Origin of the sequence: Methylobacterium variabile (genome assembly GCF_001043975.1) — a bacterium.
Taxonomy (GTDB): Bacteria; Pseudomonadota; Alphaproteobacteria; order Rhizobiales; family Beijerinckiaceae; genus Methylobacterium; species Methylobacterium variabile.
This window is the reverse complement of the sequence record NZ_LABY01000032.1, coordinates 31,487-46,458: the sequence shown is the minus strand read 5'-3', so window position 1 is coordinate 46,458 and position 14,972 is coordinate 31,487. Positions and strand designations below refer to the sequence as shown.

The 14,972-nt window shown below is 71.2% G+C and carries 11 protein-coding genes and 1 pseudogene; 10 read left to right on the top strand and 2 right to left on the bottom strand.

The genetic code is table 11. The annotated features are described in order from the left end of the window. Positions 1 to 131: 131 nt before the first annotated feature. The 5 genes from VQ02_RS05715 (at position 132) to VQ02_RS05700 (ending at position 8,823) form a co-directional block, all read left to right on the top strand. Entirely contained in the window at positions 132 to 5,450 is a 5,319-nt protein-coding gene (locus tag VQ02_RS05715) for an alpha-2-macroglobulin family protein (protein WP_048443195.1), read from the top strand. A gap of 602 nt (positions 5,451 to 6,052) precedes the next feature. Next, positions 6,053 to 6,685, top strand: coding sequence for a papain-like cysteine protease family protein (locus VQ02_RS35395; protein ID WP_167350712.1), 633 nt, complete (start codon positions 6,053 to 6,055; stop codon positions 6,683 to 6,685). Positions 6,686 to 6,687: 2 nt separating this feature from the next. Then, entirely contained in the window at positions 6,688 to 7,278 is a 591-nt protein-coding gene (locus tag VQ02_RS05705; RefSeq protein WP_157080516.1) for a hypothetical protein, read from the top strand. A 5-nt stretch (positions 7,279 to 7,283) separates the two neighbouring features. Continuing rightward, positions 7,284 to 7,781, top strand: coding sequence for a hypothetical protein (locus tag VQ02_RS36765; protein WP_157080515.1), 498 nt, complete (start codon positions 7,284 to 7,286; stop codon positions 7,779 to 7,781). Positions 7,782 to 8,019: 238 nt separating this feature from the next. Next, positions 8,020 to 8,823: a hypothetical protein gene (locus VQ02_RS05700; RefSeq protein ID WP_048443193.1), complete on the top strand. Its 804-nt coding sequence runs from the start codon at positions 8,020 to 8,022 to the stop codon at positions 8,821 to 8,823. 197 nt (positions 8,824 to 9,020) lie between these two features. Here the strand turns inward: VQ02_RS05700 and VQ02_RS05695 are convergent, their stop codons facing one another. Further along, the gene (locus tag VQ02_RS05695; protein WP_048443192.1) at positions 9,021 to 9,719 is read right to left on the bottom strand and encodes a spermidine synthase; all 699 of its coding nucleotides are present in this window, start codon (positions 9,717 to 9,719) and stop codon (positions 9,021 to 9,023) included. Positions 9,720 to 10,071: 352 nt separating this feature from the next. Between VQ02_RS05695 and VQ02_RS05690 the strand changes: the two genes are divergently transcribed. The 5 genes and pseudogenes from VQ02_RS05690 to VQ02_RS05670 all read left to right on the top strand — a co-directional run bounded on the left by VQ02_RS05690 (position 10,072) and on the right by VQ02_RS05670 (position 13,889). Beyond that, positions 10,072 to 10,275 (top strand): hypothetical protein, encoded by a 204-nt coding sequence (locus VQ02_RS05690; protein WP_048443191.1) that lies wholly within the window; start codon positions 10,072 to 10,074, stop codon positions 10,273 to 10,275. 467 nt (positions 10,276 to 10,742) lie between these two features. Continuing rightward, on the top strand, positions 10,743 to 10,973 hold the full coding sequence (locus VQ02_RS05685) for a cold-shock protein (RefSeq protein WP_048443190.1): 231 nt from the start codon (positions 10,743 to 10,745) through the stop codon (positions 10,971 to 10,973). 124 nt (positions 10,974 to 11,097) lie between these two features. Beyond that, positions 11,098 to 11,343, top strand: coding sequence for a hypothetical protein (locus VQ02_RS05680; RefSeq protein ID WP_048443189.1), 246 nt, complete (start codon positions 11,098 to 11,100; stop codon positions 11,341 to 11,343). Positions 11,344 to 11,427: 84 nt separating this feature from the next. Further along, positions 11,428 to 12,910, top strand: a pseudogene (locus VQ02_RS05675) (ATPase domain-containing protein). A 142-nt stretch (positions 12,911 to 13,052) separates the two neighbouring features. Next, positions 13,053 to 13,889, top strand: coding sequence for an alpha/beta fold hydrolase (locus VQ02_RS05670; protein ID WP_048443188.1), 837 nt, complete (start codon positions 13,053 to 13,055; stop codon positions 13,887 to 13,889). 143 nt (positions 13,890 to 14,032) lie between these two features. On the opposite strand, the gene VQ02_RS05665 is transcribed toward VQ02_RS05670, so the two are convergent. Further along, entirely contained in the window at positions 14,033 to 14,941 is a 909-nt protein-coding gene (locus VQ02_RS05665; RefSeq protein WP_048443187.1) for a LysR family transcriptional regulator, read from the bottom strand. Positions 14,942 to 14,972: the final 31 nt, after the last annotated feature.

Below are 14,972 nucleotides of genomic sequence, written 5' to 3'. Positions count from 1 at the left end.
GCATCGGGCTCTCCGGGGATAGGCGCCGGAGAGTGGCAGAGGCGGCGCCGGACTTCCAGGCTCGGCCCGCGTTGCGCCTGTGCGCGCAAATGCTAGGCTCTCGCGGGGCGGGACTTGCTGCGAGGCCGGACATGTCGATCATCACCCGGGTCGGGCGCCTGGCGGGAGGACTGGCCGGCGCCCTGACGGTGCTCGCGGGCGTCCCGGCGCTGGGCCAGCAGCCGGCGCCCCGCGGCAGCGCCCTGGTGCAGCCGGCGCCCCGCAAGCCCGCGCCGAAGAGCTTCGTGCGCCCCGGCCTCGCCAGCGAGGCGGTGCGGCTCGAGGCGCGGCTGGCCGCCGAGGCGGGCAGCGGGGGGAAGCCCGCCGCGCAGTGGCGCCGGGAGGGCGAGGCCCTGCGGCTCAAGGACGACACCGACGGGGCGCTCACCGCCTATCGCCGGGCCGCCGCGGCCGATCCGGCGGACTGGCGCAGCTGGTACGCCCTGGCGGAGACCGCCGACGGCGCCGAGACCGACGATTACGACGCCGGCCAGAAGCTGAAGGCGGAGGCCCGGGCCGGCGCCTACCTGGCCTACCAGCGGGCGACCGGCCCGGCCGACGAGGCGCGGGCGCTCGCCCTCCTCGGCGCGGTCCAGGCCCGGCAGGAGAGCTGGCGCCCGGCGCTGGAGGCCTACGCGGCGAGCCTGGCGCTGGCGGCTACCCCTGAGACCGCCAAGACCTACGAGGCCCTGCGCGACGCCCACGGCTTCCGGGTGCTCGACTACAAGGTCGATTCCGACGCCGCCGCCCCGCGCGCCTGCTTCACCCTCTCCGAGACGATCGACCCGAAGGCGGACGTGGCGCCCTTCGTCGCCGTGTCGGGCGCGACCGACGCCGCCGTGACGGCCCAGGGCCAGCAGGTCTGCGTCGACGGCCTGCGCCACGGCGAGCGCTACGGCGTCGTCCTGCGCCAGGGCCTGCCCTCGAGCGTGGGCGAGTCCCTGCGCAAGGCCGCCGACTACGACATCTACGTCCGCGACCGCAGCCCGCAGGTGCGCTTCACCGGCCGCAACTACGTGCTGCCCCGCACCGGCCAGGCCGGGGTGCCGCTGGTCTCGGTCAACGCCCCCAAGCTCGACGTCGAGGTGCTGCGCATCGGCGATCGCGGCCTCTTGCCGGCCCTGCGCACCGACGAGTTCCTGTCGCAGCTCTCAGGCTCCGCCGCCCGCACCATCGCCCGCGAGCGCGGCGTGCAGGTCTGGAAGGGCAGCCTCGACACCGCCCCGGCCGAGCTGAACCGCGAGGCGGTGACCGCCTTCCCGGTGCTGCAGGCGGTCGGCAAGGTCGAGCCCGGGCTCTACGTGATGACGGCGCGGCCGAGCGGCAGCACCTCCCTCGCCGACGCCGAGGAGGGCGGCTACGAGAGCGAGGCGACGCAGTGGTTCGTCGTCTCGGATCTCGGCCTCACCGCCTTCAAGGGCCGGGACGGCATCCACGTGCTGGCCCGCTCGCTCGCCTCGGCCGGGGTGCTGAAGGGGGCGGAGATCCGGCTCGTCGCCCGCAACAACGAGGTGCTCGCCACCCGCAGCACCGACGGGCAGGGCCATGCCGCCTTCGATCCCGGCCTCGCCCGCGGCGAGGGCGGGGCGGCGCCGAGCCTGGTGGTGGCGCGCCTCGGCGACGATTACGGCTTCCTCGACCTGTCGCTCGGCGCCTTCGACCTCGCCGACCGCGGCGTGAAGGGCCGGCCGGCGCCCGGGGCGGCGGAGGCCTACCTGTTTCCCGAGCGCGGGGTTTATCGCTCCGGCGAGACGGTGCAGCTGACCGCGCTCCTGCGCGACGCGAAGGGCGCGGCGATCCCGAACCTGCCCCTCACCCTGGTGGCCAAGCGCCCGGACGGCGTCGAGTACCGCCGGGCGCAAGTCCCCGATGGCGGCCTCGGCGGCCGCGCCTTCTCCCTGCCGCTCCTGCCCGGCGCGCAAGGAGGCACCTGGCGGGTTGCCGCCTACACCGACCCGAAGGCGCCCCCCGTCGGAGAGGCGAGCTTCCTCGTCGAGGATTACGTCCCCGAGCGCCTCGACGTCAGCCTGACGCCGGCGGAGCCCGCCCTGCGGCCGGGCGAGCCGGCGACGGTCGCGGTCGTGGCCCGCTACCTCTACGGCGCCCCGGGCGCGGCCTTGAGCGTCGGCGGCACGGTCGCGGTGCAGCCGGCCGCCCGCAGCGGCGTCGCGGGCTTCGAGGACTTCTCCACCGGCCTCGACGACGAGCGCGTCGAGCCGGTGACGGCGGAGCTGGACACACCCGTCACCACCGACGCGCAGGGCCGCGCCACCGTGCGGGCCCCGGTGCCGGCCGGCTCCGGGCCGCGACCGTTCGAGGCCAGGGTCTCGCTCCAGGTCGGCGAGCCCGGCGGGCGGGCGGTGCAGCGCAGCCTGACCCTGCCGATCCTGCCTGCCGGCCCGGTCCTGGGCATCAGAAAAGCCTTCGGCGAGCTGCGCGAGGGCGCCACCGCGACCTTCGACGTGGCGGCCGCTCGCCCCGACGGAGCGCGCCTCGCCGGCGAGGCGAGCTGGACCCTCCTGCGGGTCGAGCGGCGCTACCAGTGGTACCGGGCCGACGGGCGCTGGTCCTACGAGCCGGTCAAGACCACCGCGAAGGTCGCGAACGGCCGCCTCGCCCTCGAGGCCGGCGCGCCGGCCCGGGTGGCGGTGCCGGTGGATCTCGGCTCCTACCGCCTGGAGGTGCGCGGGTCCGGCTTCGAGGCGGCGAGCCTCTCCTTCGCCGTCGGCTGGGGCGGATCCGAGAGCGCCGACGCCCCCGACCTCCTCGACCTCACCCTCGACCGCGACGCCTACGCCACCGGCGACACCCTGCGGGCGCGGTTGCGCCCACGCTTCGCCGGGACCGCCACCGTGGCGGTGGTGAGCGACCGGGTGCACGAGATCCGCACCCTCGACCTGCCGGCGGCCGGCAGCACCGTCGAGATCCCGGTGAAGCCCGAATGGGGCGCGGGCGCCTACCTCGTCGCCACCGCCTACCGGCCCCTCGACCAGGCGGCCAAGCGCCTGCCCGGCCGGGCGCTCGGCCTCGCCTGGTTCGGAATCGACCGCGACGCGCGCTCCCTCGGCGTCGCGCTCGAGGCGCCGACGAAGGTCCGGCCCCGGGGCGAGCTGCGCCTGCCGATCCGCCTCTCCGACCTGAAGCCCGGCGAGGAGGCCCGGGTGACGGTGGCGGCGGTCGATGTCGGCATCCTCAACCTGACCCGCTACGCCAACCCGGACCCGTTCGGGTTCTTCTTCGGCCAGAAGGCGCTCTCGGCCGAGATCCGCGACCTCTACGGCTACCTCATCGACGGCATGCAGGGCACGCTGGGGGCGATCCGCTCCGGCGGCGATGCCGGCGGGGCGGAGCTGGAGGGGGCGCCGCCGGCGCAGGCGCCGCTGGCGCGCTACTCGGGCGTCGTCACCGTCGGGCCGGACGGACGCGCCGAGGTGAGCTTCCCGCTGCCGGCCTTCAACGGCACCGCCCGGGTGATGGTGACGGCCTGGAGCGCCGCCCGGGTCGGGGCGGCCGCCGCCGACGTCGTCATCCGCGATCCCGTGGTGGCGAGCGGCACCCTGCCCCGCTTCCTCGACGTCGGCGACCGCTCGCGCCTGCACGTCGCCCTCGACAACGTCGAGGGGACGGGCGGCGACTACACCGTCGACATCGACCTCGCCGGCCCGGTGGTGGTGCCGGCGGGTGCGCTGAGCCGGTCCCTGCGCCTCGAGCCCGGCGGGCGCGGCACGGTCGAGATCCCGCCCCCCGCCGCGGGGCCGGGCCTCGCCCGCCTCGACCTGCGGCTGACCGGGCCGGGGCTGACCGAGCCCGCCGGCCAGAGCTTCGCCTTGGGCGTCCAGCCCGGCACCGGGGCGCTGCTGCGGCGCCAGGTCCGCACCCTCGAGCCCGGCGCCAGCCTGACCCTGTCGGGCGACCTCCTCGCCGACGTGATCCCGGGCACCGGCTCGGTCACGGTGGCGGCCTCGCCCTTCGGCGGCATCGACGTGCCGGCCCTGCTCCAGGCCCTCGACCGCTACCCGTATGGCTGCACCGAGCAGATCGTGAGCCGGGCCCTGCCGCTCCTGTCGGTCAACCGCCTCGCGACGCTGGCGCAGCTCGGCCTCGACGGCACGGCCGACGAGCGGGTGCGCGGCGCCGTCGAGCGGGTGCTGGCGCGGCAGGATTCGAGCGGCGCCTTCGGGCTGTGGTCGGCCGGCAACGCCGAGGATCTCTGGCTCACCGCCTACGCCACCGACTTCCTGACCCGGGCGCGGGAGCGCGGCATCCCGGTGCCGCAGACCGCGATGACGCTGGCCCTCGACCGGCTGCGCAACACGGTCGCCAACGCCACCGAGGTCACCGAGGGCGGCCTCGACCTCGCCTACGCGGCCTACGTGCTCGCCCGCAACGGCCGGCCGGTGATGGGCGACCTGCGCTACCTCGCCGACACCAAGCTCGCCTCCTTCGCGACACCGCTCGCCCGCGGCCAGATCGCCGCGGCCCTGGCGCTGCTGGGCGACCGGGCCCGGGCCCGCATCGCCTTCGAGGCCGCCGTGGCGGCGCTGCGGGCCGAGCGCGACAGCGGCGCCTACCGGGCCGATTACGGCTCGCGGCTGCGCGACGGCGCCGGACTGATCGCGCTGGCCGCCGAGACCGGGATGGCGCGCGAGGCCCTGGGCCCGGTCGGTGCCGTGGTGGGCGAGGAGCGCGGCTCCGGCCGCCCGACCAGCACCCAGGAACAGGCCTGGCTGGTGCTGGCAGCGGCCGAGCTCGCCAAGGATGCCGGCCAGGACACCGGCGCGATGGCGCTCGCGGTCGACGGCACGGCGGTGCCGGGGGCGCTCTACCGCACCCTGCCGGGCGCCGCCCTGGAGGCCCGGCCGGTGACGGTCGCGAACCGCGGCACCGCCCCGGTGCAGCTCGCCCTCGGCATCTCCGGCAACCCGGCGGTGCCAGAGCCGGCGGAGGCGAAGGGCTATGCGATCGAGCGCAGCTACCACCGCCTCGACGGCAGCCCGGCCGACCTCGGGTCCTTACGCCAGAACGACCGCCTGGTGGTGGTGCTGAAGGTGACGGAGGCCAAGGCGAGCGCCGGGCGCCTGCTCCTCGTCGACCGCCTGCCGGCGGGCCTCGAGATCGACAACCCGAAGCTCCTCGACGCCGACGCCACCGCCGGCCTCGCCTGGGCCAAGTCATCCGCCTTGACCAACTCGGACGTGAAGCCGACCCACACCGAGTTCCGCGACGACCGCTTCGTGGCGGCCTACGACCGCGACCCGAGCCAGTCCGCCTTCTTCAGCGTCGCCTACACGGTGCGGGCGGTGACGCCCGGCCGCTACGTCCACCCGGCGGCGACGATCGAGGACATGTACCGGCCCGAGCGCTACGGGCGGACGGCGTTCGGGACGCTGGAGGTGGGGGCGGCGCGGTAGGGCCGACGCCCCGTCGGCGCGGCCCGGCGAGGGCGCCGCGCGACCCGTTCGCGACGTCCGGCCGGGCGTCATCGGAGGTCCGGACCCGACCGGAGGCACCCTGCGGACGGACGCCTGGCAGTCGTCGTCAGCCGGCCATGACACGCACTCTCCGAGTGATCCGCGTTGCACTTGATCCGTTCGCATAAAGACAGAGCGCATCTCCCCTCTCCCGTGTGGGAGAGGGGCCAGGGGTGAGGGTGATACGGTACTGAGTCTAGCTCTAACCGTCCCGCTGCCAGCACGACGCTCAGCGATACACACTGAACCGTAGCACCCTCACCCCTACCCCTCTCCCACACCTTGCAGCGATCCCGGGCAAGCCCGGGATCGCCTGGAGAGGGGATCCCAGGCTTTATTGGCACGGAACAAATCAGGCGGATTTCGTATGATGTCTCATTTTCCTGATTTACAGATGAGACAGCACTCGGCTATATTTTAGATCCAGGAACGGCCAATGCTGTGGGAAGGTGACGATGCCTATACCTGGCTTCCTAGGCCCTACAGATAAGCTTGCGCCGAGCCTGCCGGCAAAGACAATCGAAGCGGGCAGATCTGAGACAATGTTTGAGAGCAAGGCCGCTTCTCGTTCCAACGAGTTGGCTTTTCGCGTTGATCATCAAACCCAAACTCAATGGTGCTGGGCGGCAGTGGCCAGCTCGATTTCCAGATTCTACGATCATGCCAGCCCATGGACGCAATGCCGGGTTGCCGATGCGCAGCTCGCCAAGGCAGTCTGCTGCGATCCGCAGGAAGCCGAAAGCCAGTGCAACAAGCAAGCGCGCCTCGATGAGGCCCTGAAGAAAACGTCGAACTTCGTGCGCTGGGTCGTTCTGAACAATCAGGACGACTGGCCCGGCGTCTCCTTCGAGGATATAAAGAGCGAAATCGACAGCAATCGCGTCATCGCTACACGTGTCGGCTGGGACGGTGGCGGCGGCCACTTCCAGGCAATCTTCGGCTACTCGGAATCGCCGTCCGGAGAAAAATTCATCAGGGTGACCGACCCGATCTACAGGGAGGTCGACGTAGCCTTCACCGAATTCGCGTCGCGCTACGAGGCCGGCGGATGGTGGAACGTCACCTACTTCACCGCTCCGGTCTCCCCGGCGGTCGCCGGCGGCTTGGAAGCAACGGACGCGGCGGTCGCCGAGAGGTCGATATCGGTCTCCGAGGAAGACTTGGTGGGAGCCTGACCATGGCGATTTCACTGAGAGCGGATGCGCCACGGGACGGCGCCAAAGTCATCGGAAAGGCCGTGCGGGATCTGGGGCTGTTCGGCTCCGACGATCCCCTGGCAGGCGGCGCGGCCCTCGATTTGTCGAAGCCGATCCCGATTTACAGGCTCAAGCTGGACGACCTTCGCGAGTACGGAGTCGCCTCCCTGGACAAGGCTGAGATGGTCGGCTGGCGCTACCTGCTCGAGACGGAGGGGGGCGGGGAGGTCTCCTACGTCGACCTCCATGAACGGAACAACGACACGCGCTTCAGCAGCATCGCGCGCAACCCGAACGCAGCGGCGCTGCTGGAGGCCGCCGGCCTCGCGGAGCGTGCCGCCAAGCCGTTGGAGGGCGATTGCGAGTTGAGGGCGATCGAGGTGCCGGCGGCCAAGGTTGCTGCGCTGTGGATCGTTCACGCGACAGCGTCCTTCGTGCCATACATCGACGGAGCCGCTGGCGCGCCCATCCGCGGGAAGCAATTGTCCCCGCAGGATTTCTTCGCCGAACTCAACAAGCGGCTGCCGGAGGCCGACGAGCGCGCGCCGGGTCGTGACCTGATGAGCAGGTGACGGCGATGCCGGACCACGAGGGACCCACGAGTCCGCCGCCGACCTCACCCAAGACGTCGCCCGAGACGTCGTCGACCGACAGCACGAGCCTGGAGATCCGAGAGTACATCGCCGCAGCGATCGGCGCCGCGCTCGTCGGGGTTACGCTCGTGCTGCTCGTCTGGACTTATCAAGCGGCAGGAGTCGTGAACAACTTCAACGCCGAAGCCTTCGGACGACAGAAGGACATTCTTCTCTTGGCCTTGGGGTTTCTCGGAACAGTGATAGGCTACTATTTCGGGCGGCTGCCGGCAGAACAGCAAGCAAACGCATCCCGCAAGCAGGCCGACGCCGCCACTAACGCGGCCCAGAAAGCCAAGGAAGACAAGCACAAAGCTGGACAGCTGATCTCGGACGCCATCAAAAAGGTGGAGCAACAATCGTCGAATTTGGAGGGAGGCACCCCGCCGAACGATGCCCTTCGGACCCTGCGCGAAGCTGAACGACTGCTTTATTCAACATGACATCGATCATCGCCGACGAATATCAATAAATCCATTAAATCATGTATTTAGTTATGATTTGAGAGCACCGGCTATCATTGAAAGAATATCTTGGATCCACCCTCGAATTTCCGCAAATCCGTCTTGAAATTGGCGAACGGAGATGGATCAACGGTCTGGTGCATTAGCATCCTCGGCCGTGCGTACGATGTGCCAGCGTTCCGGATTCTTGACACGCATGATGATGGGAGGAACGACCATGACGGACGTACCAGAGGCGGCCAAAACGCTGTTCGAAGACTCGGCAAGACTCAAGGTGCTCGAGACGTTCAAGACCGGCGACGGCGTCACCTATCACATCGTCGGATCGAGCGACGAAGAAGGAGGCGATCCGGTCCTCGTGCGCGTTGACGGCGGTGGCAACGCCGAGGTCACGCCGGAAGTCAAGCCGGAGGATCAAACCACCGGGGGTGCGCTATCGATCACCTCGCGCGCGACGGAGGTTCTCAAGGCCTATCGCGGCGAAGGCCAGGAGCAGGCCGACGACATCGCAGGCGGCGGCACCCCTCTCAGCCAAGCCGATCTGAACTCACAGTTTCTCAAGATGGCCGTCAAGATGGCGAAGGATGGGTTCTCATCGGCCGACGCGCCGGGGACCGACGGCGGCAATCTCGCCTGCGCCTGGGCGGTCAACCAATGCGCCAGCAAGGCGCTCGGCAAGCAGATCGGCGGTGGCCTTGCGACGGCCAATATGGTGGTCGTCCTTCGAAACAAGCACAACCCCACCACGAAGCCGATCGCCGGGGCGGTCATTATTTCGGCAAGTGCGTCGGTGGGCGGCAAGTGGACGATCGGGCATGTCGGCGTCCTCGGCAAGGTCGATCCAGCGGATGAGGACAAAACTCTGATCTATTCAAACAGCTCGTCTGAAGCCAAATTCATGCAGAATTTCACGCTGGGCCGCTGGCGCACGAAATACGCGACCAACAAGAAGCTCAAAGTCGAGTTCTTCGAGCTGAAGCCGAGCTTGTTCCCTGGCGCCAGCGACATCGAGGTCGGTTAGACCTCACCTCGAGCGCGTCGGCGGCTCGCAGGGGATGGTGGCCTCGCCCGGCGACGGTGCCCTCCCCTTCTCACGCCATGCGCCTCACGGCGCCGACGCCGCCGCAGGAGCTATCCCGGCGACCATGGGTGTCGTGAGGTGAAGTCGGACGTCAGCCGGCCAACGGAGGCCGGCTCGCCTCGGAGACGGCCGCACCTCTATCGCCGGCCCACGCTCCCGGCCGCTCCCTCCATCCGCGCCGCGATCCAGACCACGTGCCGGCCGCCGCTCCCTGCCGAGCGCACCTTGTGCTCCTCGACCGCGAAGCCGCCGCGCTGCAGCCGGGACTTGAACTTGCGGTCGGGGCTCTCCGACCACACCCCGAGCAGGCCACCGGGCCGCAGCGCCCGGTGGGCGCGGCCGAGGCCCGCAACGTCGTAGAGGCGGTCGTTCGTGCGCTGCACCAGCCCCTCCGGGCCGTTGTCGACGTCGAGCAGGATGGCGTCGTAGCCGCCCGGGCCCGCCGCGATGAGGTGATGGACGTCGGTCTCGTGCAGGGCGACGCGGGGGTCGTCGAGGCTGCCGGCGAACAGGTGCGCGAGGGGTCCGCGCGCCCAGGCGGCGACGGCCGGGATCAGCTCGGCGACGACGACCTGCGCGTCGGGCCCGAGCTCGCCGAGGGCCGCCCGCAGGGTGAAGCCCATGCCGAGCCCGCCGATCAGCACGCGCGGCCGCGGCCGGTCGCGCAGGCGCGCGCAGGCCAGGGTGGCGAGGGCCCGCTCCGACCCGCTGCGGCGGCTGTTCATCAGCTCGATCGTATCGACCACGATCGCGAACTCGTCGCCGCGCCGCATGAGGCGCAGGGCGGCGGTCTCGCCGGGGATGGAACTGGTGTCGAGGTGAACCCACGGAATCAAGGACGGAACTCCATTCGAACCGCGGCGCGCCGGGACGAGCGGCCACCGGTCGGCGATCGGGCCAGGGGACGGGCGGCTTGGTGATGGGCGGCTTGGGGAAGTCGGGCCTGGGGATGACAGGCTCGAGGATGAAAGGTCGGGACAGATCGAAATCTTGGCAGTGAAACCTTGGTCTGATCTGCGGCGAAGAAAGCAGGTCGCTGCGGACGGCCGCCCTTGTCCTGCGGAAGGGATGCGGGAGTTGCGCCGGCTATCGCACGCGCCGGCCTGCCCCGTCGAGCGCCGACCGGCCCGGTGCCGCCCGCAGATGGGCATCTGTCCTTCGCGGGCGTTCCGTGCCATACACCCGCCGATGAGCGACAACGAATTTTATCCCTTCTCCATCGAGGTGGCCCCGCTGAACAGCCCGAAAGGAAAATTCGGCTGGGCGATCCGAAAGCACGGTAAGCTTCTCGAGCGATCGGACCGCCCGCACGACAGCGAGGAGCGGGCCTACGCCAGCGCGACCGCTGCCGTCGAGCGCGCCTTCCGCCCCGCCGACCCGCGGCGGCGCTGAGCCGGCCTCGCCCGATCGGCCGCCGGGCTTCGCGACGGAACCCCGCGGCACGAGCTGCGGTCCGAGCGGACGAAGCATTGGCCCGCCATGCAAGCCTGCTCCGGGCCGCGCCCGATCGCGGTGCGATCGCCCCTTCGATCCACCCCCCGCCGCCGGACCAGCCCTCCCTTCGGCAGGGCACCCCGGGCCATGGCCGGGGCGGCGGGTCTCTGATCCGGCCGCGATCTCAGCGATGAGCCAAGGCTTCCTGCTTCGCAGATCGCTCCGGCATATAACAAATGCGAAGAAGAAGCTGCCTTGTCAGCAGCGGCAAAATCGTTCATAGTAGAACAGTCGATATGTGGCTGGCTTTTTTGGATCTTGTGACCTGAGGTATCGGGCGCCGGCTCTGACACTCCCTCCCAGTGATATCGTTGCTTCTTCCTGCCGCACGATTCGCGGGCAGCAAGCTCTCGGGGAGGTCGGACATGAGCGTCGGCACGGCCAAATGGTTCAACGGCCAGAAGGGCTTCGGCTTCATCCAGCCCGCCGGTGGCGGCAGGGGCGTGATCGTCCGCCTTTCCGCCGCCGCACGGGCGGAGCTGACCACCCTCACCGACGGCCGGACCGTCTCCTGCGAGCCGGAGACCGACGGAGGCCAGCAATCGGCAATCGGCCGCCGCGGTGAAGCTCGGGGCTTCAAGTTCCGACCGGCGTGACGACCCGTCGAACGGATCGTTCAGCCCCTCAGTCAAAGCGAGCTTTCGCGCGAGACCACGCCTCGTCCGCGCTCGATCTTCCTTCGGTGGGGCCGTGATCCGTGTTCCTGCACGAGGATCAACCATGGCGAAGATGTTCATCACCGGCTCCGCGCGGAGCCCGTCGACCGAAGAGTTCAAGCAGCGCGTCGCGCGCCTGGCGGAGATGCCGGCCGTGCCGGCCTCGCCCGCGACCGGGCGGCGCAACAAGCCCTCGAAGCCGTCCTTCGCGCAGCAGCCGCTCAGGCGCTCGTCGGAGGACGCGGCGGTCGATTCCGCAGACGATGCGGCGAGCGATCCCGCAGGCGGCACGGCGAGCGACGCGGACTGAACGGCGCCGGGCCCTGATCGGTGCGCGGACCGGCTCGGCCGGCGAACCCGGCGGCGTCGCGCGCCGCCTCCTGAAAGGGCCCGCATGCTCTCGCGACCTGCCGACGCCGTCATCCCCACCGGAGCGGCCGGCCTCGACGTCATCCTCACGGGCGGCTACGAGGCCGGCCGCGCCCACCTAGTCGAGGGGCGGCCGGGCTCGGGCAAGACCACCCTGGCGCTGCAGTTCCTCCTCGACGGCGCACGCCGCGGCGAGCGCTGCCTCTACATCACCCTCTCCGAGAGCCGCCGCGAGCTCGCCTCCGTCGCCGCCCGCCACGGTTGGAGCCTCGACGGCATCGAGATCTTCGAGCTCGTGCCCCCGGAGCTCAGCCTCGACCCCCGCCAGCAGCAGAGCCTCGTCCACACCTCCGACCTCGAGCTCGGCGAGTCCGTCCGCCTCGCCATCGCGGAGATCGAGCGCGTCAGGCCCCAGCGCGTCGTCTTCGACAGCCTGTCCGAGATCCGCCTCCTGTCCCAGGGCTCCCTGCGCTACCGCCGCCAGGTGCTGGCGCTGCGCAGCTACCTCCTCATCCACGACACCACCGCGCTCCTCCTCGACGACCTCACCGCCGAGCAGGACGACCTCAACCTGCACAGCCTCTGCCACGCGGTGATCCGCCTCGAGCAGCTCGCGCCCGTCTACGGCGGCGAGCGCCGGCGCCTGCGGGTGATCAAGATGCGCGGCACGCATTTCCGCGGCGGCTACCACGACTACGTCATCCGCCGCGGCGGCCTGACGGTGTTTCCGCGCCTGATCGCGGCCGAGCACGGCCACGCCTACACGGTTGACCAGCTCGGCAGCGGCAACCCGGGCCTCGACGCGCTGCTGGGCGGGGGGGCTCGACCGCGGCACGAGCACGATGCTGCTGGGCCCCTCCGGGGTGGGCAAGTCCTCGACGGCGCTCGCCTACATGGTGGCGGCGCTGGCGCGGGGCGAGCGCGGGCTGATCCTGAGCTTCGACGAGCCGACCGGGATCCTGCTGCGGCGGGCGGCGGGGCTGGGCATGGACATCCGGGAGCCGATCGCGGAGGGGCGGCTGCGGGTCGAGCAGATCGACCCGGCGGAGGTCTCGCCGGGGGAGCTCGCCGCGATGGTGCGTCACGCCGTCGAGGACGAGGACGTGCGACTGGTGCTGATCGACTCGCTGACCGGCTACCAGAGCGCGATGCCGGGCGAGCAGTATCTGCTGCTGCAGATGCACGAGATCCTGACCTACCTGAACCAGCAAGGCGTGACGACGCTGCTGGTGCTGGCCCAGCACGGCTTGCTCGGCCAGATGTCGTCGGCAGTGGACCTGACCTACCTCAGCGACACGGTGGTGCTGTTCCGGTTCTTCGAGGCGGCGGGGCGGCTGCGCCGGGCGGTGTCGGTGGTCAAGAAGCGGGTGGGACCGCACGAGGACACGATCCGGGAACTGCGGATCGACGGCGGCGGTTTCCGTGTCGGCGCGCCGCTCGTCGGGTTCCAGGGCGTCCTGACCGGAGCGCCGCACCTCGCCTCCGCCGGGACGCGGATCGCCGTCTGAGCGTCCCCGGACGGCGCATCCCGGAGCCCCCTTCCGGACGTCTCCTTTCTCCTGTGGTCACCGCCCCGGAGTGGCCCCGTCGTGTTAGATTCTCCTCGCCGACGCGGCCGTGGGCCGGCGTCCCGTGCGAGGAGACTTCCCGATGAGCTTCGTGACCACCGGCGACGGCGTTCAGATCTTCTACAAGGATTGGGGCCCTCGGGACGCGCAGCCGATCGTGTTCCACCACGGCTGGCCGCTCTCCTCCGACGACTGGGACGCGCAGATGCTCTTCTTCGTGCAGAAGGGTTTTCGGGTCGTGGCCCATGACCGGCGCGGCCACGGCCGGTCGGCGCAGGTCTGGGACGGCCACACCATGGACGTCTACGCGGCGGACGCGGCCGCCGTCGTGCAGCACCTCGACCTCAGGAACGCCATCCATGTCGGCCACTCCACCGGCGGCGGCGAGGTCGCGCGCTACGTCGCGCGGCACGGCGAGCCGCAGGGGCGGGTCGCCAAGGCCGTCCTCGTGAGCGCCGTGCCGCCGCTGATGCTGCGCACCGAGGCCAATCCCGGCGGCCTGCCGATCGAGGTCTTCGACGGGTTCCGCGAGGCGCTGGCCGCCAACCGGGCGCAGTTCTTCCTCGATGTCCCGACCGGGCCGTTCTACGGCTTCAACCGGCCGGGCGCGCAGGTCTCCGAGGGCGTCATCCGCAACTGGTGGCGCCAGGGCATGATGGGCAGCGCCAAGGCCCATTACGACGGCATCAAGGCCTTCTCCGAGACCGACCAGACCGAGGACCTGAAGGCGATCTCGGTGCCGACCCTCGTCCTGCACGGCGAGGACGACCAGATCGTGCCCATCGACGACAGCGCCCGGCGGTCGGTCACGCTGCTCCGGAACGGCACGCTCAGGACCTATCCGGGCTACAGCCACGGGATGCTGACGGTGAACGCCGAGGTGCTGAACGCGGACCTCCTGGCCTTCGTGAAGGCGTGAGCGGCCACCGGCGCGGGACGCCGCGGGCCCGCCCATAGGGCGGGGGAAGGCCTGAGGCGAGGCCGGAACCGGCCCTGTGGGAAGCGGGACCGGCCTCGGTCCCGTCACGGGCCGGCAGGAGGCGAAGGCGACGATGTGCCGGATCAGGGCGGCGCGAGGCGGCCCGCCTCCTGCCGCACCACGTCGAGGAAGGCCCGCAGCGGCGCCGGCACCTGCCGGCGCCCCGGATAGTAGAGGTGGAAGCCCGGGAAGGGCGGACACCACGGCGCCAGCAGCCGCACCAGGCGCCCGGCCGCGATGTCGGCGGCGACGTAGCCCTCGAAGACGAGGCCGACCCCGACCCCGTCGAGGGCGGCGAGCCGGATCAGTTCCTGGTCGCCGAGGATCAGCGGGCCGTCGACGGAGACCGCCGACACGACCCCGTCGCGCTCCAGCTCCCAGTGAAACAGCCCTCCGCCCGGGAAGCGCTGGCGCAGGCAGGCATGGCCCGCGAGGTCCCCCGGCTCGGCCGGGGTGCCGCGGCGGGCCAGGTAGGCCGGCGCGGCGACGACGGCGAAGCGCTGCGGCCCGCTCAACGGGACCGCCACCATGTCGAGGGCGAGGCGCTCGCCGAAGCGCACCCCGGCATCGAAGCCCTCGCCGACGATGTCGGTGAGGGCGTCGTCGCTCGCCACCTCGACCCGGACGTCCGGATACGCGGCGAGGAAGCGGACGAGGAGCGGCATCAGCACGAGGCGACAGGCGCTGCGCGGGGCGTTGAGGCGCAGGGTCCCGGCGGGCCGCGCCGCCTGCGCGCCGGCCTCGGCCACCGCCTGCGCGATGTCGTCGAAGGCCGGCGCGAGCCGCAGCAGCAGGGCGGCACCGGCCTCGGTCGGCGCGACGCTGCGGGTGGTGCGGTTGAGGAGCCGCACGCCCATGCGCGCCTCCAGCCCCCGCAGGGCGTGGCTGAGGGCCGAGGGCGAGAGGCCGAGCTCGGCCGCCGCCCGCCGGAAGCTGCGATGCCGGGCCACCGCCGCGAAGGCCGCGAGGTCGGGAAGGTCGGCGCGGACCATTGGTGAGCCTGGCTCATCGGTTCATGCGGTA